General features: G+C 69.2%; 24 protein-coding genes and 1 tRNA gene. 9 read left to right on the forward strand and 16 right to left on the reverse strand.

Annotated elements, in window-relative coordinates; translation table 11 throughout:
- Nucleotides 1-118 precede the first annotated feature (118 nt).
- Nucleotides 119-691, forward strand: coding sequence for a hypothetical protein (locus tag ACGFU7_RS06660; protein ID WP_393692994.1), 573 nt, complete (start codon nucleotides 119-121; stop codon nucleotides 689-691).
- 5 nt (nucleotides 692-696) lie between these two features.
- Here ACGFU7_RS06660 and ACGFU7_RS06665 read toward each other — a convergent pair whose 3' ends face one another.
- Complete coding sequence (locus tag ACGFU7_RS06665) at nucleotides 697-1,419, reverse strand: DUF981 domain-containing protein (protein ID WP_393692996.1); 723 nt, start codon at nucleotides 1,417-1,419, stop codon at nucleotides 697-699.
- Nucleotides 1,420-1,457: 38 nt separating this feature from the next.
- The gene (locus ACGFU7_RS06670) at nucleotides 1,458-2,087 is read right to left on the reverse strand and encodes a DUF4291 domain-containing protein (protein ID WP_393692998.1); all 630 of its coding nucleotides are present in this window, start codon (nucleotides 2,085-2,087) and stop codon (nucleotides 1,458-1,460) included.
- A 206-nt stretch (nucleotides 2,088-2,293) separates the two neighbouring features.
- Between ACGFU7_RS06670 and ACGFU7_RS06675 the strand changes: the two genes are divergently transcribed.
- The 6 genes from ACGFU7_RS06675 (at nucleotide 2,294) to ACGFU7_RS06700 (ending at nucleotide 6,134) form a co-directional block, all read left to right on the forward strand.
- Nucleotides 2,294-3,022 carry a VC0807 family protein gene (locus ACGFU7_RS06675; RefSeq protein WP_393692999.1) on the forward strand — a complete coding sequence of 243 codons (729 nt, stop codon included), beginning with the start codon at nucleotides 2,294-2,296 and terminating at the stop codon, nucleotides 3,020-3,022.
- A gap of 172 nt (nucleotides 3,023-3,194) precedes the next feature.
- On the forward strand, nucleotides 3,195-4,127 hold the full coding sequence (locus ACGFU7_RS06680) for a helix-turn-helix domain-containing protein (protein ID WP_393693001.1): 933 nt from the start codon (nucleotides 3,195-3,197) through the stop codon (nucleotides 4,125-4,127).
- Complete coding sequence (locus ACGFU7_RS06685) at nucleotides 4,124-4,546, forward strand: hypothetical protein (protein WP_393693003.1); 423 nt, start codon at nucleotides 4,124-4,126, stop codon at nucleotides 4,544-4,546. Before ACGFU7_RS06680 ends, ACGFU7_RS06685 begins: the two co-directional genes overlap by 4 nt.
- Nucleotides 4,547-4,666: 120 nt before the next feature.
- Nucleotides 4,667-4,757, forward strand: a tRNA-OTHER gene (locus ACGFU7_RS06690).
- Nucleotides 4,758-4,874: 117 nt separating this feature from the next.
- Nucleotides 4,875-5,876, forward strand: coding sequence for a DUF2156 domain-containing protein (locus ACGFU7_RS06695; protein WP_393693005.1), 1,002 nt, complete (start codon nucleotides 4,875-4,877; stop codon nucleotides 5,874-5,876).
- Nucleotides 5,877-5,966: 90 nt separating this feature from the next.
- On the forward strand, nucleotides 5,967-6,134 hold the full coding sequence (locus ACGFU7_RS06700; protein WP_393693006.1) for an ABC transporter ATP-binding protein: 168 nt from the start codon (nucleotides 5,967-5,969) through the stop codon (nucleotides 6,132-6,134).
- 83 nt (nucleotides 6,135-6,217) lie between these two features.
- Here ACGFU7_RS06700 and ACGFU7_RS06705 read toward each other — a convergent pair whose 3' ends face one another.
- From ACGFU7_RS06705 to ACGFU7_RS06765, 13 genes are all read right to left on the reverse strand, one after another.
- Complete coding sequence (locus tag ACGFU7_RS06705; RefSeq protein WP_393693008.1) at nucleotides 6,218-7,339, reverse strand: FkbM family methyltransferase; 1,122 nt, start codon at nucleotides 7,337-7,339, stop codon at nucleotides 6,218-6,220.
- Between the two features lie 78 nt (nucleotides 7,340-7,417).
- Nucleotides 7,418-8,212: a BTAD domain-containing putative transcriptional regulator gene (locus ACGFU7_RS06710; RefSeq protein WP_393693010.1), complete on the reverse strand. Its 795-nt coding sequence runs from the start codon at nucleotides 8,210-8,212 to the stop codon at nucleotides 7,418-7,420.
- A gap of 339 nt (nucleotides 8,213-8,551) precedes the next feature.
- Nucleotides 8,552-9,601, reverse strand: a complete 1,050-nt coding sequence (locus tag ACGFU7_RS06715) for a fatty acid desaturase family protein (protein ID WP_393693011.1) — start codon at nucleotides 9,599-9,601, stop codon at nucleotides 8,552-8,554.
- Between the two features lie 51 nt (nucleotides 9,602-9,652).
- On the reverse strand, nucleotides 9,653-10,897 hold the full coding sequence (locus ACGFU7_RS06720; protein ID WP_393693013.1) for a beta-ketoacyl-[acyl-carrier-protein] synthase family protein: 1,245 nt from the start codon (nucleotides 10,895-10,897) through the stop codon (nucleotides 9,653-9,655).
- A complete protein-coding gene (locus ACGFU7_RS06725) occupies nucleotides 10,894-11,133 on the reverse strand; it encodes a phosphopantetheine-binding protein (RefSeq protein WP_393693014.1) in 240 nt (79 codons plus the stop codon). Before ACGFU7_RS06725 ends, ACGFU7_RS06720 begins: the two co-directional genes overlap by 4 nt.
- A 62-nt stretch (nucleotides 11,134-11,195) precedes the next feature.
- Complete coding sequence (locus ACGFU7_RS06730) at nucleotides 11,196-12,227, reverse strand: beta-ketoacyl-ACP synthase III (protein ID WP_393693016.1); 1,032 nt, start codon at nucleotides 12,225-12,227, stop codon at nucleotides 11,196-11,198.
- Complete coding sequence (locus ACGFU7_RS06735; RefSeq protein WP_393693018.1) at nucleotides 12,224-13,180, reverse strand: VlmB-like protein; 957 nt, start codon at nucleotides 13,178-13,180, stop codon at nucleotides 12,224-12,226. The genes ACGFU7_RS06730 and ACGFU7_RS06735 overlap by 4 nt, the downstream gene beginning before the upstream one ends.
- Nucleotides 13,177-13,713, reverse strand: coding sequence for a flavin reductase family protein (locus ACGFU7_RS06740; protein WP_393693020.1), 537 nt, complete (start codon nucleotides 13,711-13,713; stop codon nucleotides 13,177-13,179). Before ACGFU7_RS06740 ends, ACGFU7_RS06735 begins: the two co-directional genes overlap by 4 nt.
- Nucleotides 13,710-14,207: a hypothetical protein gene (locus tag ACGFU7_RS06745; protein ID WP_393693022.1), complete on the reverse strand. Its 498-nt coding sequence runs from the start codon at nucleotides 14,205-14,207 to the stop codon at nucleotides 13,710-13,712. Before ACGFU7_RS06745 ends, ACGFU7_RS06740 begins: the two co-directional genes overlap by 4 nt.
- A complete protein-coding gene (locus tag ACGFU7_RS06750; protein ID WP_393693024.1) occupies nucleotides 14,207-14,731 on the reverse strand; it encodes a type II toxin-antitoxin system RatA family toxin in 525 nt (174 codons plus the stop codon). Before ACGFU7_RS06750 ends, ACGFU7_RS06745 begins: the two co-directional genes overlap by 1 nt.
- A gap of 43 nt (nucleotides 14,732-14,774) precedes the next feature.
- Complete coding sequence (locus tag ACGFU7_RS06755; protein WP_393693026.1) at nucleotides 14,775-16,043, reverse strand: aspartate aminotransferase family protein; 1,269 nt, start codon at nucleotides 16,041-16,043, stop codon at nucleotides 14,775-14,777.
- 17 nt (nucleotides 16,044-16,060) lie between these two features.
- The gene (locus ACGFU7_RS06760) at nucleotides 16,061-17,200 is read right to left on the reverse strand and encodes an acyl-CoA dehydrogenase (protein ID WP_393693028.1); all 1,140 of its coding nucleotides are present in this window, start codon (nucleotides 17,198-17,200) and stop codon (nucleotides 16,061-16,063) included.
- The gene (locus ACGFU7_RS06765) at nucleotides 17,200-18,792 is read right to left on the reverse strand and encodes an aldehyde dehydrogenase family protein (protein WP_393693554.1); all 1,593 of its coding nucleotides are present in this window, start codon (nucleotides 18,790-18,792) and stop codon (nucleotides 17,200-17,202) included. Before ACGFU7_RS06765 ends, ACGFU7_RS06760 begins: the two co-directional genes overlap by 1 nt.
- A gap of 491 nt (nucleotides 18,793-19,283) precedes the next feature.
- Here ACGFU7_RS06765 and ACGFU7_RS06770 point away from each other — a divergent pair, with 491 nt between their 5' ends.
- Complete coding sequence (locus ACGFU7_RS06770) at nucleotides 19,284-20,171, forward strand: helix-turn-helix domain-containing protein (RefSeq protein WP_393693029.1); 888 nt, start codon at nucleotides 19,284-19,286, stop codon at nucleotides 20,169-20,171.
- Between the two features lie 135 nt (nucleotides 20,172-20,306).
- On the opposite strand, the gene ACGFU7_RS06775 is transcribed toward ACGFU7_RS06770, so the two are convergent.
- Nucleotides 20,307-21,752: an MFS transporter gene (locus tag ACGFU7_RS06775; RefSeq protein ID WP_393693031.1), complete on the reverse strand. Its 1,446-nt coding sequence runs from the start codon at nucleotides 21,750-21,752 to the stop codon at nucleotides 20,307-20,309.
- Between the two features lie 184 nt (nucleotides 21,753-21,936).
- Here ACGFU7_RS06775 and ACGFU7_RS06780 point away from each other — a divergent pair, with 184 nt between their 5' ends.
- Nucleotides 21,937-22,719 carry a thioesterase II family protein gene (locus tag ACGFU7_RS06780; RefSeq protein WP_393693033.1) on the forward strand — a complete coding sequence of 261 codons (783 nt, stop codon included), beginning with the start codon at nucleotides 21,937-21,939 and terminating at the stop codon, nucleotides 22,717-22,719.
- Nucleotides 22,720-22,765 lie beyond the last annotated feature (46 nt).

Genomic DNA, 22,765 nt, shown 5'->3' on the forward strand with positions numbered 1-22,765 from the left:
CCGCCGTACTCCATACGCGGTATGCCGCGCCGTTCGGGCAGGCGCGTTCGGGCGGGCACGTTCGACGCGGCCGCGCAATCGGATCGCGGGAGCCGTCATGGGCTGGCACCCTGCCGACATGAACCACGCAGAGGTACTGCTCATCGGCGGGCGCGCGGGCGTAGGCAAGTCGACCGTGGCCTGGGAGGTTTCGGCGCAGCTACGGGCCGTCGAGGCGGCGCACGCGGTCCTGGAGGGCGATCTGATGGGCCAGGTCCATCCGGCGCCGGAGGGCGATCCGCACCGCGCGGGGATCACCGAGCGCAATCTGACGGCGGTCTGGTCCAACTTCGCGGAACTCGGCTGCCGACGCCTGATCTATACGAACACCGTGAGCGTGCTGCCGGAGTCGGCGGTGATGTTCGAGCGTGCGATGGGTGCGGACGTACGGATCGTCCGCATCCTGCTCACCGCCTCCGACACCACGACCTTCGGCCGGCTCGCCGGCCGCGAGATCGGCTCGGAACTGGACCGCGAGGTGGCGAGCAGTGTCCGCAAGGCCCGTCTCCTGGACGAGCATTCACCGGCGGACACGGTCCGGGTGGCGACGGACGGGCGGAAGGTGACGGACATCGCCCGCGAGGTGGTGGCCGTCACGGGATGGGGGGACGAGGTGGGCCCGGCCGTCCGACCGGGCCCACCGTGGTCCTGAGCGACTCACATGGTGTTGACGATGAGGCCGATGTGGGTGAAGTAGTTGAGCCCGCCGAAGAGCAGGAACGCCAGTCCGGCCAGGCCCCAGACGACTCCGATGACCGGGCTCAGCCGGCTCTTGGGCCGGTGCAGCGCGAACGGGAACAGGAGCGCGCCGATGCCCACCAGGACATACAGCCCGGACATGAGGCTCGCTTCCAGCATCGGCCACTTCGCGAACTCTCCGGAGATGGGTGCCTCGGGCGGTGCGGCGAAGAGGGTGTACTTCCAGCCCGCGGCGGCGATCCCGAAGCAGGCGAGCCCGAGGCCGAACACGAAGACGGAGATCGGGGAAGCGACGCGGGCCGTGTGGACGATGCGGTCGGCGCTGTTGAGTTCGGCGCCGCGTTTCCAGAGGTAGAAGGACGCGGCCAGCAGAAAGACGCCGAAGGCGAGCGCCGGCTCGCCGAAGATGACGTTGTAGAACGGGAAGCCCTGTCCGGCGAGCGGCCAGGTCAGGGTCATATGGAGGCCGGTGGTGACAAGAGTGAAGCCGATGGCCCCGAACGCCAGCACCCAGCCGTCGGGGGTGATGGTGCGCCCGGGGGTGAGGAGCTGACGCCCCAGCGCCACCACGAGCAACAGCCCGGCACCGGCGGCCACCGCCATGATCGTGTTGTACGTCGGCATCCTGGCCCAGTCGATCTTCAGGCCGGATGCCGCCAGGAGGATGGCATGGTGGGTCATGCGCGGAGCGTAACGCCAGATATGCCCCTTATAGGGTATTAACTCCTTTGCCCGGGTGACGGGTCAGGCCGTCGCCCCGCCGGGAGCGCGGCGCCGGCCGGCGGATACGGCGACTCACGCGGCAGGAGTTCCGCCGCGTCGTCGAGCCGCCCGGCCGACACCAGTTCGTGGATCCGCCGGGCGAGCGGGGTGACGTCACGGATCGACACCGTCCACTCGTCCGCATACTGCCGCGCCGCCTCACCGGAGAGGCCGAGCTGGAGGGAACGGTACGGAAGCCGGTCCAGGCGGAGGTCGCGCTCGGGATCCCACTGGACACGGGCCGGGCTCCGGCGCAGATTGCGCTGCCAGGTGGCGCGGTCGGGGTGAACTCCCCGTACATAGTGCGAGAGTTCGGAGTTCCCCAGGGCCCGGTCGAAGCCCTCACGAGTGATCTCGACGGCCAGGACGGTCTCCTGGCCCTCCTTCGTGGCCCAGCCGCAGCGGTACATCATCCACAGAAAGCTCGGCTTGATCCATGTCATGCGGTCGCGCTTCCAGACGTCCGGGAAGCGCCCGTCGCGCACGGCGGGAAGACCGATGAACGGGGCGTACGCCTGGTAGACGGTGACGGTCGTATCCGTGTACTGGGCGCGGATCTCGTGCTGTGGCCTGGTCGGGGCGGTCATGACCCCATCACAGCACCGGTCCGGCCTGCGCGGCGAGCGAGTTACGGGCGCCGCGCAGGCACCGGGCCGTCATCGGCAGGGGCTGACATTCGTCATACGGACCTCGGTACACCCGGCTCTGCCGGGCACCGGGCCCCGGCGGCCAGTCTGTACGTATCGAGAGCGGGGCCGCGAAGGCGCCCGCCGATACGGGAGAGGAACCCGTCATGACCAGCCCGGCCGCCACAGCCACCGCCCCTGTCGCAGATGCTCCGGTCGCCGCCGCCCCGTTCGCTCCCCGTAAGGCGCTGCTGGACAGCATGATGCCGCTGCTCGTGGATGTGGGGGTGCCGCTCGTCTCGTACTACGCGTTGAAGGCGGCGGGCATGGACACCTTCGCGGCGCTGGCCTGGAGCAGTGTGGTGCCGGCCGTGCGCACCGTGTGGGGGGTGGTGCGCAAGCGCCGGCTCAACGGGCTGGCGGCGCTGATGGTGACGGTCAACGTGGTCGGGCTGCTGACGAGTCTGGTGGTCGGGGACCCGCGGCTGATGCTCGCCAAGGACAGCGGGGTGAGCAGCATCATCGGGATCGTCGTCCTGGTGACCGCGCTGAAGGGGCAGCCGATGATGAGCGCGGGGATGCGGCCGTGGCTGGTGAAGGGCGATGCGGCCAGGGACGCCGCCTGGCAGCGGCTCTCGGTGGAGTCGGCGGCGTTCCGGCGGGCGGAGACGCGGTTCTCGGCGGTATGGGGTGCGGCGCTGCTGGGTGAGTGCGTGGTGCGGACCGTGGGGGCGTACACCGTGCCGGTCGAGACGATGGTGTGGCTCGGCACGGTGATCATGGTGGCGACGATGGTGTCCGCGTTCCTGGTCTCGGGGCGGGTGGGCGCCGTTCCGATGGAGCGGATGATCGCCGAGGCGGTCGGTTCCGGGAGGACCGCGGGCGTTACGCGGTGACCTGGTGAGGACGGAAAAAAGGGGAGCCGCGCTTGCGGCTCCCCTTTTTCCGGCCGGGGCGGACGGGCCCTCGCATGCCCCCACAATCCGGTCCAGCCCCTTCGAGCGGGCGAGGCGACGATTACCTGGGAGGTAATTGAGGTGGCCCCGCTCCGGTCATTACCGTCCCCGTATGGGCATGCGTTCCTCCGAAGACGACGGCGTCCTGGGGCTGCTCCTACGTGACCTGCGGCGCCAGAAATCGCTCAGCAAGCAGGTGCTTGCCGAGCGGGCCGGCTTTTCCCTGAACCATCTGAGGAGAATCGAGGCCTGCGAGCAGACGCCCGACGCCGAGACGGTTCTCCATATCGCCCAGGCGCTCGGGCTGCCGCCCGCGCACCGACAGCAGCTCGTTGCCCGTGCGACCGCGGCGGGAAGGCTTCGCTGGTACGACAGCATTCCCCCGTTGCCGGATGCCGTTCGCCCGGTTCTGGAGAAGGTGCTGACCGGCCATGAACCGTATCCGGCCATGGTCACCGACAGCTGCTGGAACATCGTGGCCCTCAATCACACGATGGAAATGCTGATGGGCGATGTCGCCGGCCATCTCCTGGCACCCGCCAATTTTCTCCGCATCATTCTCCACCCCGAGGGACTGGCGCCGCATCTGACCAATCTCCCCCAGGTGAGATACCACGTCATACGAATGCTCCGGCGATGGAGCGCAATCACCGGGGACGGCCGCCTGCGGGAATTGGAGGCGTTCGTAGGCAGCCTTCCATCGGCGCAGGATGCCGAATCGGCCAAGTCCGAGGAAGCCGAATTCACCGAGTCCGGGGAAGCGGACCGTCTGCTTCTGCCCATCGAGCTGTACCGGGAGGGGCACCTGTTGACCTTCTTCCACATCGTCACCTCGTTCGGCGAGCGCCCCGGCACCCTCTTCTCCGATCTTCCATCCGGTCCGCTGAGCGGCATCGCACTCGAATCGTTCCTGCCGGCGAATACCGAGACCCGGGTCCTCCTCGGTTCGCCCGCCCCGGTGTTCCCCGATGCCGGGAGCGCCTCCGGGCCCACTCGGCACACACCTCCAGGTCAGCAGCACGACAACGAAAGGAAGACCTCATGATGTCGTCCCAGAACGCGGGTACGGTCCCGGCGACGGACGCCGCCCGTTCCGACAGCCTTCTCCGGTTCGCCCTCGTGGCGGACGTGGTCCTCACCGGTGCGAACGGCATCGGATACCTCGTACTCGCCACGGTCCTGGACTCGTTCCTCGGCGTGAACCTCTCCGTGCAGTACCCGGTGGGCGTGTTCCTCACCGTGTACGCCCTGTGGGTGCTGGTCGTCTCCCGCCAGGAGAACATCAGCCGCGGCGCGGTCTCCGTCATCATCACCCTGAACGTGGCCTGGGCCGTGGCCAGCGTCGCGGCGGTCTCCGTGGACGCGCTGACGGCGACGGGGATCGGCAACGGCTGGATCGTGTTCCAGGGCCTGGTCGTGGCGGCCATGGGTGCACTCCAGTACGTGGGCCTGCGGCGCATGTGAGAGCGCGCCGGGCAGGGTTGAACCGAGACCGGCACACCATCAGCGGGACGTCAGGGCCATGTCAGGCCCCTCTGGCAGACTCTTACTTGTGAACGGGACGGGAAACCGGACCGGGAACACGGAGAGGTGCCCGGAGTGGTTTATCGGGGACCGCGCGCAAGCAAGGTCGGGCCCTCAACGGTCCACGCAGGTTCGAATCCTGCCCTCTCCGCAGCACGCAGCAATGGATCCGGCCCTGCACTCCATCAGGAGCAGGGCCGGATCTGTCTGACTTCCCGCTGCGCGGCGGCAGACCGCATTACCCGTCTATTCTCGTGGGGCGTGCAGGATGACTTCCAGTGTCACAGCAGACAGCATCGACTTCGACAACACGCTCCGCGCGGTGGCGGAGTTCAGCGACAATCCCAGCGGATTCCTGGCTCTCAGCAGCGGTAATTCCCGCTTTGCCCTGCCGGGGGTTCCCGGAGTGATCGTGTACCGGACCTCCGGGCCGTATCTGGTGCAGTTCGGCGGTCCCCTCTCCCCCCCGGATGCCGCGGGCCGGCTGCTGAAGGGCTTTCTGGAGTTCGCCGCCGCCCAGGAGCGTCTGGTCGTGTCGGTCCAGCTCCAGCAGGCGGAGACCGGTCTGTACGCCGAACACGGCTTCACCGTGAACCAGGTGGGTGCGTCGTACGCCATCGACCTGGCCGACTTCAGCCTGCGCGGCACGCGCTTCATGCAGCTGCGGAACAAGATCGCCCGCTCGTTCCGGGCCGGTCTCACCGTGACGGAGAGTCCGCTGGCGGACTGCGCGGAGGCGGTGGCAGAGGTCGACCGCGCCTGGCTGGGCAGCAAGGGCGAGCACGCCAAGCCGCTGGAGTTCCTGGTCGGTGAGCTCGGTGGTGAAGCGCAGGCGCTGCGCCGGCTCTTCGTGGGCCGGATCGACGGCAAGTCCGTCGGATACATCTCCTACTCGCCCGCCCACGGCAGCCGCAGCGGCTGGCTGCACGATCTCAGCCGCCGTCTTCCGGACAAGGTGCCGGGCATCATGGAGGCCATCAACAGGACGGCCATCGACACCTTCATCGCCGAGGGGGCCGACTGGCTGCACTTCGGCTTCACGCCGTTCACCGGGCTGGCCGAGGAGTACGAAGTGCCCGGCGCCAGCAGGGGTTTCGCCTGGTTCATGCGATGGCTGCTGGCCAACGGCGCAGCCGTGTACCCGGCTCAGACACAGCTGGCGTACAAGCAGAAGTGGGCACCTCTGGTACTGCCGGAGTACGTGGCCTTCCAGGGCGAGGCCCGGCTGAGCGGGCTTCTTCACATCTTCAAGGCGGCCAACGCCATTTGAGGACGCGCTGCACCTGTCCGGCGCTTCGCGCCGTGCAGGCGGTACGCCCCGAGTACGGACACCGATCCGATCCGAGACCAGGAGCTTGTCATGGGACCGACACCGGAGCAGTTGGAGGCCGCCGAAGGCCAGCTGCTGAACTCGTTCTTCGGCCTGGCCGGCGCCCCGGACAGCGCTTCCGCCGCCGCGGCGGCGGACCTGGCACTGGCGGAGCTGGACGCCCTGCTGAATGCGGTGCCCGAGGAGGCCACCGCCTGACGGTGGCCCCTCGCCACACGGAGACCCCCCGGGTCCGCAGGCCCGGGGGGTCTTCCGCGCTGTACGGGCGTCGGCCCGGTCGCTCAGTCCTGCGGGGGCAGGCCGTCGACCAGCACGATCTCGTCCGGAAGGCGTCCGGCGGGCCGGCGTTCGGCCAGCCAGTCGGCGATGGCCCGGGGGTCGAGGCGCGGCCTGCCGGACTCGGCCGAGGCCACCACCGGGCGGGGATCGTCCGCGTACGCGGGGCGTACCGCCTGCACGGCGTACCGGCCGGTGCCACGCAGCAGGTCCTCCTCGGCCACGGTGGCCCGGAAACCGTTCGCGGTCAGCAGGTCCCGCACGAGCTGCACCCGGCCCTCGGTCGGGGTGCCCTTCTCGTCGTGGACCTCCATGCTGATCTGCTGGATCAATGGCCAGTGCCGGTCTTCGACGCCCCGCAGGACATCCAGCTCGGCCCGCTGGACATCGATCTTCAGCAGATCGATGCGCGTCACTCCGGTCTCCTCGATCACATCGGAGAGCGGCCGCAGCCGGCAGTGCCGCTCGGTGAGTTCGAAGTCCTTGGCGACCAGGGCCTCCACCTGGGCCAGATGGTCGTCCCGGCCCGCGGCGCCGGTCTCCCGGGTGTTCGCGACGTACTGCTTGATCAGATCGACCTCGTTGTCCAGGTCCGCGTAGTCACTGCGGCACGACATGATCGAGATGCCCGGGTAGAAGTTGAAGACGATCTCCTGCTCCCGGTCGGACAGCCCGAAGGGGAGCAGCCGCGCGGACACTCCGTGCCGCTCGACGTTGCGGCGCAGCACCTCGAAGACATCGGGCACCGGCTCGTACGCGAAGACACTGGCCGAGGGGCAGCGCGCCCCGACGAACAGGCTGAACATTCCGATGTTTGCGCCCACGTCGAAGACGACGGCGTCCTCGCGCAGAGTGATGCCGCCCTGTAAGTAGGATTCGGCGGAGAATATCTCGTCGTAGAGAAAGCGTGTCTCGTGCGGATTGATCTCGGCGAGTTCACTCAGCGGCCCGGCGGGCGACAGGTCATTCGCATTGTCCCAGCCCTGGACGCATGCGGTCAGCCGGCCCGCGGCCGTGTGGACCAGTCGTACACGGGCGACTCCGGGGTATCGCAGAATCAGATCGCGTACTTCGTCGAGTGCCGTCTTCGACGCATCCGGCGAAGGGGTCCGGTCGGGCTTCGTCACGAGAAATTCCTCCGTCATCGACAGTCGTTTTCCGGGGTGCGTGGGGGTGGGCGGGGAGCGGCGCGCCGGGACTGCGGGTCAGGACGCGACCGCGGAACCGGCCAGCGGGGTACGTGCCACCACGAGCCGTTCGGCGCCGCCGAGCGCCGGGTCCTGGTTGAGGATCGCCATCATGCAGCTCTTGACGCTCGGCGAGGGTTCCATCCCGAACTCCTCGACCAGGCGGCTGCGCAGCTGGTTGTAGGTCTGTATGGCCTCGGCCTGACGACCGAGGCGGTAGAGGCACACCATCAGCAGCTCGAACAGCCGCTCCCGCCAGGGGGCGAGGTAGGCGAGCATCTTCAACTCGCTGACGGCCTGGGCGTATCCATCGATCGCGATGTCGAGCTGTATCCGCGTTTCCACGGCCGAGAGCCGGTTCTCCTCGAACTGCGCGGCGGCGCTCTGGCAGATCGGGCCGCCTGTGACCCCCTCCAGCGGCGCACCGCGCCAGAGCGACAGGGCCCGGTCGAACAGCTCCCTCGCGCCCGCCGGATCGTTCCGCATCGACGAGCGTGCCTGTTTCGTCAGGGACCCGAAGAGGTGCACGTCCACTTCGAGCGGGTCGATGTCCAGCACATAGCTGGACGGGCGGGTGATCAGCCGCCGGCAGACGAACTCGTCACCGAGCTCGGCGCGGAGCACTTTTCGCAGCCGGGCCACTTGGGCCTGCAATGCGTTTCCGGGCTGGCTCGGTATTCCCTCCTCCCAGAGCTCCTCGAAGAACTGTTCCTTGGTCACCGGCTCCCCGGCCTTCAGGAGCAGCAGCGCGAGCAGCGTGCACTGTCGCGCACCCCGTAAAGCGGTCAGACCGGTTCCGTTTGTTATTCCCACTGAGCCAAGAACCCTGAATGTCACGAATCCCCCCGTGTCCAATCGTCCGTTGACCGTCGGGAAGGGCCGCCACTCGTTGAATGTTTATCGAGCACTCCCCTCTCTCACCCAACTGTGCAGTACGGCAATTGGTAGAGTCCATTACCCATCCAGTAATTGACGCCTCACCGGGGACGTGATAAACCCATTCTCAGCGCAGTATGCAAAAAAATAGCCAAGAATGCCTTCGCTCCGGCCGGTGCGGCTGAGGGCCCACGTACCATCCGGCACGCGGGCCCAGCGGCACCTGGTGCCGCGCGAGACCGCCGGGTCCGGCACCGACGGACCCGGCCGTGATGCTCACGCAGCCTGCGGTTCCGCGCCGTTGCGGGCCTCGTCGCTGACCTTTCCGAGGAAGCGGGCCACCTCGCGGTACGAGGCCCAGGCGGACACCTCCCGGTACGGAATGGAGTGCTCCGCGCAGTAGTCGATGACCATCGGCCGTACGTACCGCAGATTGACCCGGGGCATGGCGGGGAACAGATGGTGCTCGATCTGGTAGTTCAGCCCCCCGTACAGGAAGTCGGTCAGCCGGCTGGACCGGATGTTGCGTGAGGTCAGCACCTGACGGTGGAGCCAGTCGAGCTGGACATCGCTGCGGTAGACCACCATGCCCTTGTGGTTCGGGGCGAAGACGGCTCCCAGGTACAGGCCGAACACCGCCTGGTTGAGGAGCACGAACACCACTCCGGTCAGCGGTGACAGCACGGTGAACACGGCGGCCAGACAGACCACGGCGTGCACCGCGATCAGCCCGAGCTCCAGGACGGGGCGGCGCAGCCCGCCCGCGCGCGCCGCCTTGAAGCCGGACGCGTGCAGCCGCCATGCCTCCTGGCCCAGCAGTACGAAGAACATCACCGCCTGGAAGCGGATGACGAACCGCCGGAAGCCGCTCGTCGCCTTCGCCGGCATCTCGTCCACGTCGAAGATGACCTGACGGCGCATCGTGTCCGGGTCGCGGTCGAGGTTGTTGGGGTTGCTGTGGTGCCTGTTGTGGTGGTTGATCCACCAGCCGTACGCGGTGCCCATCAGCAGGTTCATATGGATGGCACCCAGCACCTCGGACGGCACCTTGGCCTTGCTGATCTGCTTGTGGCCCGTGTCGTGCGCGATGAAGCCGGTCTGGACGAAGGCCAGTCCCAGCGCGACCGCGGTCACCAGCTGCCACCAGGTGTCCCCGAACCAGAACAGGGCCGCCCAGCAGGCCCCGAAAAGAACGAGGTTGGAGACTATCTTGAAGGTGAAGTAGTCCTTCCGGGAATCCATCAGCCCGGCCTGCTTGACCAGATCGGACAGCTCCTCGAAGGAGCCTGTCGGCGAGATGGTCAGGGAGTCCTGTCGGGCGGGCATGAGCGTTCTCCTTCATGTCGGGCCGAAACGCCGGGCCGAATGGCGACGCGGTCAGGCCGCGGTGAACACGAGCACGGCGTTCTGCCCCCCGAATCCGAAGGAGTTGCTCAGGGCGACTCCGATCGGCAGGGCCCGGGGCGCCTTCGCCACGATGTCGACCTCGATGGCGGGGTCGACGCTGTCGAGGTTCGCGGTGGGCGGCACGGTCCCCTGCTCCAGCGCGAGTACGGTGAGCGCCGCTTCGATGGCTCCTGCGGCACCGAGCGAGTGACCGGTCACGCCCTTGGACGACGTCACCACGGGACGCGTGCCGAGCACCCGTTTCAACACCCGGGCCTCGGTCAGGTCGTTGAGCGGGGTCGAGGTGCCGTGCGCGTTCACATGGTCGACCTCGTCGGGGGCCACGCCCGCGTCGCGCAGCGCTGTGCGGATCGCGCGTTCGGCGCCTCGCCCCTCCGGATCGGGGGCGGTGGCGTGATGGGCGTCGGCCGATGCCCCGTATCCGCTCAGCCGGGCCCGTACCCGGGCGCCGCGGGCCCGGGCGTCGGCCAGCCGCTCCAGCACCAGCACCCCCGCGCCCTCCGCCGCCACGAATCCGTCCCGGTCGGTGTCGAACGGGCGGGAGGCCGCGGCCGGATCGTCGCGCCGCTTGGAGAGTGCTCCCATCCGGGCGAAGCCGGACAGCACCGTCGGGGTCAGGCTCGCCTCGGTGCCTCCCGTGATCACCACGTCGCACGTGCCGGACCGCAGCAGGTCCCGTGCGGTGCCGATGGCGGTGGCGGCCGAGGCGCACGCGGTGGCAGTGACGAGGTTGGGGCCCAGCGCGCCGAACTCCATGGCCGCGTAACCGGACACCATGTTGACCGCGGACATCGGCACCAGCATCGGTGAGACGGCCGCCGCCCCCTGCCGGTCGAGGGTGCGGACCTGCTGCTCGAACGTGGCGGTGCCGCCGAGGGCGTTGCCCAGGACCACTCCGACCCGGGCTCCGTCCCAGCCGGCGGGGTCCAGTCCACTGTCGTGGACGGCCTCCGCCGCGGCGATCAGGGCCAGTTGTACGTAGCGGTCGAGCCGCCAGGCCCGCCGCCTGCCGAAGTGGGCCACCGGGTCGAAGTCCGCGGCGCGGCAGCTGAAGTCGACCAGCAGCCCCGCCAGCGCGGGGTCGGGGGCCGCAGCCGGTTCGGCGTCCAGGACCCGCGCCCAGTTCTCCGCCACCCCGTTGCCCGCCGGGGTCAGCAGGCCGAGACCGGTGACCGCGATGTCACGGGCCCCGGCGTCGTCGCGGCCGGAGCTCACAGCACCGCGCTCTTGTTGTCGATCAGGGTGATCAGGTCCTTGACGGACGATTCCGCGCCGACCTCCTCGTCGTCGATCTGGATGTTGAACTCGCCACCGGCGACCAGGGCGAATTCGACCAGGGCCAGGGAGTCCAGGTCGAGATCGCGCATCGTGGTGTCCTCGGTGACCTCCTCCGGCTCTACTCCGAACCGGCTGACGAGGACTTCGGTGATCCGGTCGAGAACGCTGGGCATCTCTGTCTCCTCAACGGTGTACGCACAGGGTGGGACGGAACGGGACGGGTGTGGTCGTGCGGTCAGACGGCATCCAGCTGCGGCCAGCGCAGCGTGGTGGAGCCCCAGGCGAGGCCGCCCCCGAAGGAGGTGAGCACCACCGAGTGGCCGGCGCGCAGGGAGCCGTCGGCCACCGCGTCGGCCAGCAGCAGGGGGATGGACGCCGCTGCGGTGTTGCCGACCCGGTCGATATTGGAGAGGGCCCGCTCCTGCGGCAGCCCGAGCTGTTCGGCGAGGGCGTCCAGGATGCGGGAGTTGGCCTGGTGGGCGGCGAGCCGGTCGATGTCCCGGACGGTCCAGCCGGCCCGGTCGACGGCCTTCTGCACGGAGCCGGTCATCCGCAGCACTGCGTGCCGGAACACCTGCTTGCCCTGCATGGCGAAGTAGTGGTCACGGGGCCCGGCCGGTACGCCGCTGCCCCGCTGGCGCGAGCCCCCGGCTGGGATCTCGATCAGGTCGGAGAGGTGTCCGTCGGTGCCCAGGTCGAATCCGCCGAGCGCTCCGGGCTCGTCCGGGTCGCCGCGGCGCAGTACGACGGCTCCGGCGCCGTCCCCGAAGATCGGTCCTGTGGTGCGGTCCTCGGGATCGAGCAGCGTCGAGTAGGTGTCCGCGCCGATCACCAGGACGTCGTCCGCCGTGCCCGAAGAGATCAGACCGACGCCGATCGCCAGTGCGTAGACGAATCCGGCGCAGACGGCCCCGACGTCGAAGGCCGGCACCCCGGCCAGGCCGAGCCGGGCGGCGACTTCCGGGGCGGTCGCCGGGCAGGGGCGGTCCGGGGTGGTGGTGGCGAGGACCACCGCGCCGACGGAGTCCTGCTGCGCCGACTTCAGGGCCCTGGCCCCGGCCTCGACGGCCAGCGAACCGGTGGACATCCCGGGCTCGATCACATGCCGCTGCCGGATGCCGGTACGGGAGCGGATCCACTCGTCCGAGGTGTCCAGCCGGGCGACGAGCTCCTCGTTGGTCACCACCCGGGGCGGCAGCCAGCCACCGAGCCCGCACAACACCGCGGCCGGTCCGGCCGGCCGCCCGGCCGTGGCGGGGCCCGTCATATGAGGGCCTCTTCCAGGCCCATGTACTTCAGCCGCTTGGCCTTCATGTCGTCGGACCACTGGTCGGCGGTGTCCTGGCGCTCCTGCGGGGTGGTGTCCACGAGCCGTCGGCCCGGCCAGATCTCGTAGTCGCCCACCACGTCCCCGTGGCGGCGCAGCCCCTCCTGGAACCTCTCCTCGCGCCAGTGCACCATGTCGTGGGTGGGGAGCTCCTCCCACATGTCCATGCCCCGGCGGATCAGCTCCACGACCCGGCCCTTGTCCTGCGGGTGGTCGATCAGATGGCGGCGCGCGATGTCCGCCCCGACCGTCAGATGGCGGATCTCGTCGATGCCCGCGCCCTTGTCGATCTCCGCGGCTGCCGGGTCGAGCGGCCGCCACTTGCGCTCGCTCAGTTCGGCCGCGGGAGCGAGGGCGCCTTCCAGGATGATGGTCATCATCACCACGCCGCCGATGAAGTCGCGGTCGTCGCGCATGATTTCCAGGCTGCGCTGCTCCAGCGGCCCCAGCACGCTCTCCTTGTACGGGGAGGCGAAGGTGTCGACAGCCTCGACCAGCCGCTCGGGGGCGATGCCGAGCGCCAGCAGGTGGTTGCGGAAGACCATGGCGTGCCGGCACTCGTCCAGCACCTGGGTGGCGTAGAACTCCATGGTGTCGTTGTCCGGAGCGATCGGGACCAGGTACGACAGCACCCTGGTGGCCTTCTCCTCGGCCAGTGCCCGGAAGGCGTACTCCTGGGTGATGGCCTCGTGGAACGGGCCCTCCAGCATGTGCGGGGCCACCGTGAGGGCGGGGTCGTGTCCGTCCGGGCGGCCGCGCAGGGTGCCCTGCGGTACGGCCTGCAGCCAGTAGCGGAGGTTGCAGTCCGCCGCGCTGAGCTCCAGGTCCATGGCGCCTTCGAGCAGTCCGGGGGCCTGGTCCCAGTCCGCCTCGGCGGGAATCGGCGTGGTCATGTGGTTTCCTCCTCGATCCGGATGTGACCGGGGTGAAGATGCCCGGCGAAATACAGCAGTGGAGCCCTGTCGCTCTCGGCCGCGCAGGCCGTCACGGTGGCCAGCACGACCGCGTGGTCCCCGGCCGGGACGCATTCGTGCACCTGGCAGTGCAGCCAGCTGAGAGTGGAGCGCAGCCGGGGCACGCCGTCCTCGCCCGGTGTCCACTGCACCCCTTGGAACTGGGCGCGCCCCGGACTTCTGGAGCGGCTGGCGAAGTGCCGGGCCAGCGCGGACTGGTGGGCGGCGAGCACATTGACGGTGAAGGCACGGTGCTGCGTGATGCGAGGGAGCAGCGAGCTGTCGTTCTGCAGACAGATGGAGACCATCGGTGGTTCGTGGGAGACGAAGGAGAACGCGCTGACGGTGCTGCCGTGCACCGACTCGCCGCTGCCCACGGTCACCACCGACACCCCGGTGGGGAACCTCCGGGCAGCGCTCCACACCGTGGTCTCGACGACCGGCCGGTGCGCCGTGCCGATCGGCGAGGTCATGAGGTGGCGGACTGACGGGCGGGCGCAGGAGCGGAGGCCGGGGGCCGGCCGGATCCGTGCTCGACGGCCGCTTCCAGTGCGGCGAACTCCGGATGGACGACGGGCTCGAAGCTGACGCCGAACGGTTTCAGGAAGTTTCCGAACAGGGCCCGGTCCCCGCACAGATGGATGGGGAGGGCGAGCAGCGCCCACTCGTTGCCGATCACGAGGATCCACAGCAGGGCGACGGCGCCCTGGGTCGCCATGCTGTGCATGGTGTTGTACAGCACGTAGTACGCCTTCGGGATCCGCTTGGTCCTGCTGCGGTGGTAGGCGATGGCGCCGGGGATGTAGCCGATCAGGTCGATGTAGACGAAGAGCAGGGCGAAGGGCCACCACCTGATGTCGCCCAGGTGCCGGAAGAAGAAGTAGAAGCTGACTCCGAGGGCGAAGAGGTATTCGAGCCGGATCAGTCGGTAGGTGGTCTTGGTGTCGAAGCGGTTGAGCGCATCCATCAGGCACCTCCTCGGGTGGAGAGCGAGTGGGCCGCTTCCGGGGCGGGGCCGGGCAGATCGGTGAGCGCCTCGCCGCCCTCCAGCACCGTGATGGAGCCGAAGAGCCCTTCGAGTACGGCGCAGATGGCCCGTTTGATCACGCGTTCGGCGATGGGGTCCATGATTCCCACGAGGCTCTCGATGCCGAAGTCGTAGGTGACCTCGAAGCGGACCTCGATGCCGGAGCCGGCCGAGGTCAGTTGCCAGCTGCCCCGGAACTCCTCGAAGTCGCCGTCGGTCTGGTCGAATTCGATCCTCAGGTTCTCCGGATCGACGGTCTCCGCCTCGTTCCAGCGCATGATGCCGCGCCGGAAGTTCACCTCCCAGTCGCTGTCGCGCGGCGTGTCCGGGGTGGCGGGCTGATGGGTCTCGACGACGTGGATGTCCTCCGCGATGTCCGCGAAGCGGGTGAAGTCCGCGATGGTCCCGAAGGCCGCCGAGGCGTTCTCGGTGTCCAGGGCCACCCGGAGGTGAATGCTTCTCACGGTGATGCTGCTCCAGTTGTCGGGGTGGGCAGAGTCCGCAGGGTCAGGCGATGACGGCGTGGGCGGCCTTCTCGAACGCGTCGAGAAGGAACTGCACCTCGTCCTGGCCGAGCACCGCCGGTGGCGTCAGCCGCATGACGGTGGAGGAGTTCAGCGAGTGGTTGGCGAGGACACCGGCGCCGATCAGCTCCAGGAGCAGGTCCCCCGCCAGTCCCGGCACGGTGAACTCCAGGCCGATGAGCAGGCCCGCTCCGCGTACTTCGAGCAGCCGGTGGCCGAGTACCTCGCGGGCGATCCGGTCCAGCTCGGTCAGCAGCAGCCGCCCCAGCTCGTCGGACCGTTCCACCAGGTTGTCCTCCTTGATGGCGGCGAGCGCACCGCGGGCCGCGGCCATCGCCAGCGGGTTGCCGGAGAAGGTCGAGGTGTGGATGAACGGGTCCTTGTCGAAGGGCCGGAACGCCTCGGGTGTCGCCACCAGCGCCGAGACCGGCACCACGCCGCCGGCCAGCCCCTTGCCCACCAGGAGGATGTCCGGCACCACACCCTCCCGGTCGGCGCCCCACCAGGTGCCGAGGCGGCCGAGTCCGGTCTGGATCTCGTCGAGCACGAAGAGCGCCCCGTACTCGCCGCAGAGCCGGGCGACGTCCCGCAGATAGCCCTCGGGTGGCACGATCACTCCGGCCTCGCCCTGCACCGGCTCGACGATGACGCAGCCCTCTTGGGGGTAGCGCGCCAGCTCCGCCTCCAGGGCGGCCGCGTCGCCGTACGGGACATGCGAGACCTGGGGCAGCAGCGGCCGGAACGGCGCCTGGAAGACATCCTTCGCGGTGAGGCTGAGGGCGCCCATGGTCTTGCCGTGGTAGCCGAGGTCCATGGAGATCAGCCGGCTGCGGCCCTGGGCGCGCGCCAGCTTGATGGCGCCTTCCACGGCCTCCGCCCCGGAGCCTGCGAAGTGCACCTTCTGCAGCCCGGCGGGGACGACGTCGATCAGTGCCTCGGCCGCGTCGACGACGGCGGGTTCGAGGAGCAGCCGGGTGGCTACCGGGTTGGTGTTGAGCTGCCGGGTCACCTCGGCGACGACCCGGGGGTGCCGGGCGCCCATCAGAAAGACCCCGTATCCCCCGCAGTTGAGGATGCGGCTTCCGGAAGCGGTGTGGATCCAGGGGCCTTCGGCGGCCACCTCCACATCGCCGCCGAACATCTCGCCGAGCGATGCGCGGCCCTTGCTCAGGTAGCGCCGGTAGCGGGTGACGAGGTCGGCGTACGGGTCCGTGGCGGGCGCCGGCGCGGTGTCGGTGTACGCGGTGGTCATCGTGGTCGCTCCCGGTGTCATGCCACAACCAGCGGCTGGCCCGCGTAGTAGTCGAGCAGGCCGTCGACGGTGCTGGTGCGCGACGGCGGGTGGAACGCGATCGCGTGGGTCGCCGCGGCGAGGTACGCGATGTCGGAGGAGGAGATGAAGGCCATCCCACCGAGCATCTCCACGGCCTGTGCGGTGGTCTCGGCGATCAGCTTCTGCACGCCGAACCGGGTGACCAGGGCGGCCGCGAGCCCGTCGTTGTCGGTGTCGCCGTCCATGACGCGCCGGGCCAGTCCCTCGGTGAGCGCGGCCGCGGTCTCGATGCCGACGGCGAGCGCCCCGCGGTCGGACGCGGAACCGCGTCCGCGCCGCAGCACCCGGTCGACCAGGGAGCTGGCCATGCCGGTGTACGCGGCGCACACGATCATCTGGAACCAGATCAGTCCGACCTCCTGGAGCTCGCTGAGCTCCTCGGCCAGCTCGGCCGGCGGCTGAAGTATCTGGCGGTCGGTCACGAACACGTCGGTCAGGCGGACTTCGTTGCTCTCGGCGCCCAGCAGCGCGCTGGTCTGCCAGAAGGGGTGCACGGTGATGCCGGGGGTGTCGGCGGGCAGGATCAGGAAGCCCATGTCGACCGAGCCGTCCGGCCGGCGCATCCCGACGCTCGCGGTGATCAGGTCCATGGACTTCGACAGGCTGCACGGCTTCTTGGAGCCGGTCAGCAGATACCCGCCGTCCACCGGCCGGGCCTCCATGGTGGGGCTGAGGATTCCCTGTTCGGTACGTCCCTCGGCGAAGGCCGAGGCCACCAGCAGGCGTTCCTGGGAGACCCGCTTCAGCAGCAGGTCGTCGAGGTCGGTGCCGTCGGCGAAGGTGTCGGCGACGCCGAAGAGCGTGCCGATCGAGAAGTGGTGCATGGCGGTCGCCACGGAGAGGGAGGGGGCCGCGGCGCCCAGGGCGCGCACCACCCGGGCCGCCTGCAGCGCGGTGGCGTCCGCCCCTCCGAACGCGGCGGGCACCAGCAGGTTGGATCCGCCGTGGTCGCGGAAGATCCCGACGGCGGGGCTGTTGTCGGACTCCAGCTCGGCAAAGGGGACTTCGTCCAGCCGGTCCAGCAGGCCGGGCAGCAGCGCCTCACAGGTTTCGCGGTCGGCTTGCATGAACTGCATTACTGCTCCTCAGAGTTGTGATCCGGCGTGGCGGTCGGCGGCGGCCCCGGGCGCATCCCGGCGAGCTCGGCGTACGCCCCGAACACCGCCTCGCGCGGCCGTACCCCGGTGGCGCGTGAGACGCCCTGCAGATGAGTGGTGCGCAGCATCGGGTAGTTGGCCTCGCCGAAGGCGCCGCCGGTGCGTCCGGTGCCGCCGTGTGTCGGCAGATAGGGCAGGAAGCCGATGTGCGAGTCGTTGACCTTGAGCAGGCCGCCGTTGGACACCTCGTTCACGAAGCGGTCGGCGACGTCCTCGTCCCGGGTCCACAGCGAGTTGCGGAGCCCGTAGGGGTTGCTGTTGACGTAGGCGAGCATCCGGTCCAGCAGTTCGCCGTCGGGGGCGGGCTCGGGCACGATGACCGGAAGGAGCGGGAAGAACGTCTCCTCGGCGACCGCCTCGATGTCCCGGCAGTGGTCGAGGCCGTCCACCCGCAGGACGGTCGGTTCGAGGAAGAGGCCCGTGTCGGACGGTGTGCCGTCGGTCTCCATCCGCCGGGCGCCGTGGACCAGGGTGGCGCCCTTGTCGAGGGCGTCCTGGACGTAGGCGTAGAAGCGCTCGCTGCGCAGTACGGGGGAGAGCAGCGCGCCGGGGTCCTCGGGCAGTCCGGGGCGGATCAGTGATGCGGTCAGCCGCAGGCGTTCCAGGAGCTGTTCGGCGACGGCGGGGTGCACGATCACCTGGTTGGGCACCATGCAGATCTGCCCCGAGCCGAAGAAGCACTCCACGAGGGCCTCGCAGGCGGCCTCCACATCGGCGTCGTGCCAGATCAGCACGGCGTCGTTACCTGCGAGTTCGAGGACCGGCTTCTTGCCGTGCGCGACGCAGTCGCGTTCCAGCTCCAGCCCGGTACTCACGCCTCCGGTGTAGAAGATGTCGTTGATGTGGGGGCTCTCCAGCCAGCTCTTGATGGCCGGCCCGGGGCGGGAGCAGAAGACGTTGAGCGTGCCGGGGGGAGCGCCGATGTCGTCGAGCGCCGGAGCCACCAGCTCACGCATCGCGTACATGACGCCGAGCGGCGCACTGCGGGGGGCCCGTACGACCACGGCGTTGCCGGCGATCAGCGGGGTGATCCCGAACAGCGCACTGCTGGCGGGCGCGTTCTGCGGCGGGTTGACGGCGACCACGCCGTCCGCCACCCGCCGTACGGTCATCCGGCGGTTGCCGTGCTCGATGCTCTGTTCCATCTGCCGGGCGCACCAGCCGAGGGTCTCCTCGCTGAAGATCTCCAGCAGTCCGGCCACCTGCCATTCGGCCAGTGCCCGCGGGTTGCCTTCGGCGATGAGCAGATCGACGAACTCCAGGTGGCGGCTCAGCAGCCGTTCGCGGATTCCTCTGCCCAGTCCGAGACGCTGTTCCAGCGGAAACCGTGCCCATAGGGGAGCCGCCTCGGCCGCTTTGCGGGACGCCTCCTCGACCGTACGGTCGTCGGCCAGCGCGCAGCGTCCCACGACAAAGTCGGCCGCATCCGCGGTATCGGCTTTACCACGTTCCAGTTTTCGTTTGAGTGTCAGGCTTCTGAAGACATCGTCAAGAATGGACGACGTCTTCACCGTGTAGACATGTCTTTCTGCGGCCACCTCACGTCCGGCGATATACGAGTCGTAGCTGAGGAACACGGGTCGGGCCGGTCGCGAACCACTCGTGGCGACTTGTCCGAAGGTCCCGGTGGGAGATTCCACGATTCGATGTCTTCCTTCCGAGGTGCTGGGCGCTCGACACTGCGGAGACAAAAGCTGCGGGTACACGGAAGTGGCCGAAAGCTGCGTGACTCGGCACGTCGGCGATTCTGGCAGGGCGCACTGATACGGCCCTGACGGTCGACTGACCCCTCCGGATACTGGACGGGAGCACGGCGTCGCATGCCCGGGAGCGGGGGTGCGAATTCTTGTCGCCGATTCCCGTTTATTTACCGGGGAGTCAACAACGGGACAGGTAGGCGATAAATAACCCCTGCAGCCGTGGGCGAATCATTCCGGCCAAAATTTATTACAGCTCACGGCCGGGCCGGGAATGGCGAAGTCGACCTGCCTACGATGGGCAAATGCGCGGACATACGATGCCCAGCGGACACACGAAGCCCCACCGAATCGGCCCCATGCTCCGGGAGTGGCGCCACCGACGCAATCTGAGCCAATTGGCACTTGCCCTGCTGGCGGAGACCTCCAGCCGCCATCTGAGCTTCATAGAGACCGGGCGCGCCAGGCCGAGCCGTGAACTGCTCCTGAGGCTCTGCGACCAGTTGGACGTGCCCGTACGTCAGCGCAACCGCCTCATCATGGCCGCGGGTTACGCGCCGGCCTACGAGGAGACGCCGATCGGCGAGTCACACATGGATCGGGCCAATGAGGCCGTCGAGCGGCTCCTCACCGGCCATGAGCCGTACCCCGCCCTGGTCTTCGACACCGTCTCGGATCTGTGCCGGGCCAACCGGTCGGCGATGGCGCTGCTGGACGGTGTGGCCGAGGAGCTTCTGCTGCCGCCCGTCAACATCGTGCGGCTCGGGCTGCATCCGAAGGGCATGGCGCGCAGGATCACCAACTTCGCCGAGTGGCGTCGGCATCTGCTCTCCCGGCTGCGGCGCGACGCCGCGTTCACCAATGACGAGCGGCTCAGTTGCCTGTACGAGGAGGTCCGCGCCTACCGGTACCCGTCGGGTCTGCTGAACGCGGAGCCGAACTCCCCGGACATGTCGGACACCCACCAGATCGCGATTCCGCTGCACATCCGCGCGCTCGGGACCGAGTTGAGTTTCTTCAGTGCCGTGACCACCTTTGTGGCGCCCGTCGACATCACGCTGGCCGAGCTGACCATCGAGACGTTCTATCCCGCCGACAGGCACACCGCCGGCACGCTCCACTCCCACCACTGGAACGATCACCTGCGCGCAGCGGTGCCCGAGAGCTCTCCCCTGCTGCCGACAGGCCACTGAGCGCACCCGCAGCTGCGGGTGCGCTCGTACGGGCTTTCTCGGTGGCCGTGCGCTCAGCGACTTCCTCGGCGGCCTTGCGCTCAGACGGCTCCCTCTGCCGCCTTGCGCTCAGCGACTTCCTCGGCCGCCTTGCGCTCAGACGGCTTGCTCGGTGGCCTTCTTCGGCAGCAGTTGGATGGCGACGACGAGTACCAGCGCGAGGGCGGTCAGATACACCAGCCCGGCGTCCAGGCCGTCCGCCGCGCTCGCCGGGACGGCGTCGGCCCTGCCGTAGTAGATGATGCCGATCAGCGCGACACCCAGCGCGTTGCCCACCTGCATCATCGTGGTCAGAACCCCGGAGGCCGCACCGGCCAGGCGGGGCGGAATGCCCGCCAGAACCGTCGAGTTGAGCGGCGCCATCACCATCCCCATCCCCGCTCCGTCGAGCAGCAGGGCCGGGGCGAGCAGCCAGATGTTCCCTTCGACTCCGATGCGGGACACCGTGAGGAAGAGCAGCAGCTGGCCGACCGCGATCAGCACCCCGCCCAGAGCCAGCGCCTGCCGTCCCAGCCATGCTCCGAGCCGCCGTCCGAAGACGGACGTGACGAAGAACCCGGCTCCCATGATCGTGAAGGTGAGTCCGGAGTCCAGCGCGCTCAGCCCGCGGCCCTGCTGCAGATACAGCGCGAGGACGAGGAAGAACGAGGCCATCCCCGAGTAGAAGACGATCACTGCGAACAGTCCGACGGTGAAGGCACGCTGGCGAAAGAGCCCCGGATCCAGCAGGGGTGAGCCACCCCTCGCCGACAGCCGTCGCTGATGCAGCACAAAGGCTCCGAGGAACGGCACGGCGAGGATCAGGCACGCCCAGGTCCAGGCCGGCCAGCCCGCCTCCCGCCCTTCGACCAGCGGCAGCACCACGGCCACCAGGCCCAGGGTGACCAGCAGCATCCCGGGGATGTCGAGCCGGCTGGCCCCCTCCGCGTGTGACTCCGTGATCAGCCGGGGGGTCAGCAGCAGCGCGGCTGCCCCGATCGGCACATTGATCAGGAAGCAGCTGCGCCAGCCCAGACCGGCGACATCGGCCTGGATGAGCGCCCCGCCGATCAGCTGGCCGCCGACCGACGCCGAGGCCAGGACCAGGCCGTACGCCGTGAACGCCCGGACACGGGAGGCTCCGGTGTAGGTGACCCCGAGGATGGTCAGCACTTGCGGGGAAAGCACCGCGGCCCCGATGCCCTGGGCGACCCTGGCGAGCACCAGCACCGGGGCGTTCGGCGCGATCCCGCACACCAGTGAGGCCGCCGTGAACAGCAGCAGCCCGATGACGTAGAGACGGCGCCGGCCGAAGATGTCACCCAGCCGCCCCGCCGTGATCAGGCCGCAGGCGTACGCCAGACCGTATCCGGCCACAATCAGCTGGACCTGGGCCGTACTCGCGCCGAACTCGATCTGCATCGCGGGAATCGCGACGTTCACGATGAAGAAGTCGAGGACGACCATGAAGGTGCCGGCCAGGATCACCGGCAGCGCCAGGGAGCCGGGTCGGTCGTCAGCGGCCCGGCCAAGTTTCGGTGGTGTGGTGTTGACGTCGGTCACAGCGTTCCTCCCCGCGCTCGAACCGGTACGAGTCCGCTCACCTTCCGCGCACGGCGGCAGCCGTGTCGATTACCTGGCAGGTAATTGTCCGGGCCACCGCCCGCTGCCTAGCGTCGAGCGGTACGGACGCGAGGGGGCCGCGGCAAGGTCCCCGTCCAATGCGGCACAAGCGCGGGAGGGACAGATGGTCCAGGAGAACGCGGGGCTCGGCGCCGCTTGGTTCCACACCGGCCGGGCACGGCCCGACGCGGCGTGCAGGCTGTATGTCTTCCACCACGCGGGCGGATCGGCCACGACGTACGCCCGCTGGGCGCAGATGCTGCCCGACGACGTGGAGGTCGCCGCGGTCCAGCTGCCCGGCCGGCACAACCGCCGCTCCACTCCCGCGTTCACCGATCTGGACACACTCGTCGAGGCCGTGTACGAGGCCCTGGAGGACGACCTCGACGGACGCCGCTTCGCGTTCTTCGGGCACAGCATGGGCGCGCTGATCGCCTACCGGCTGACCCTCGCCCTGCAGAAGGACGGTGCCCCCGCTCCCGCTCTGCTCGCGGTCTCGGCGTGGGAGGGGAGCGCGCACCGGACGAGCCCGGTGCCCGTCGCGGACCTCTCCGACGAGGAGTTCCTCGCCCGCGTCCAGGAGTTCGGCGGGCTGCCTCCGGAGGTCACCGGGAACCGCGAGCTGCTCGACCTCGTACTCCCGGTGCTGCGCGCCGATTTCACCGTGGTCAATGGCTATACGGACGACCGCGCGCGGGTCGGCTGCCCGGTCGTGGCCTACGGCGGGGCCTCGGACCCGCTCCTGGGAGCGGGTGCCATGGGTGCCTGGGCCGACCGGGCGGATGCGTTCCAGGGGCTCAACGAGCTGCCGGGCGGTCACTTCTACCTCTATGAGCACGCCATGGCGGTGGCCGCGGACCTGGCGCGCCGGCTGCGGCGGAGCGCGGCGGGCCCGCGACGGGGCTGACACCGGCGTCGGCTCCGGTACCGCCGCCCGGCGTCCGGCGGGCGGC

It is taken from the genome of Streptomyces sp. NPDC048473 (assembly GCF_043200155.1).
Lineage (GTDB): Bacteria > Actinomycetota > Actinomycetes > Streptomycetales > Streptomycetaceae > Streptomyces.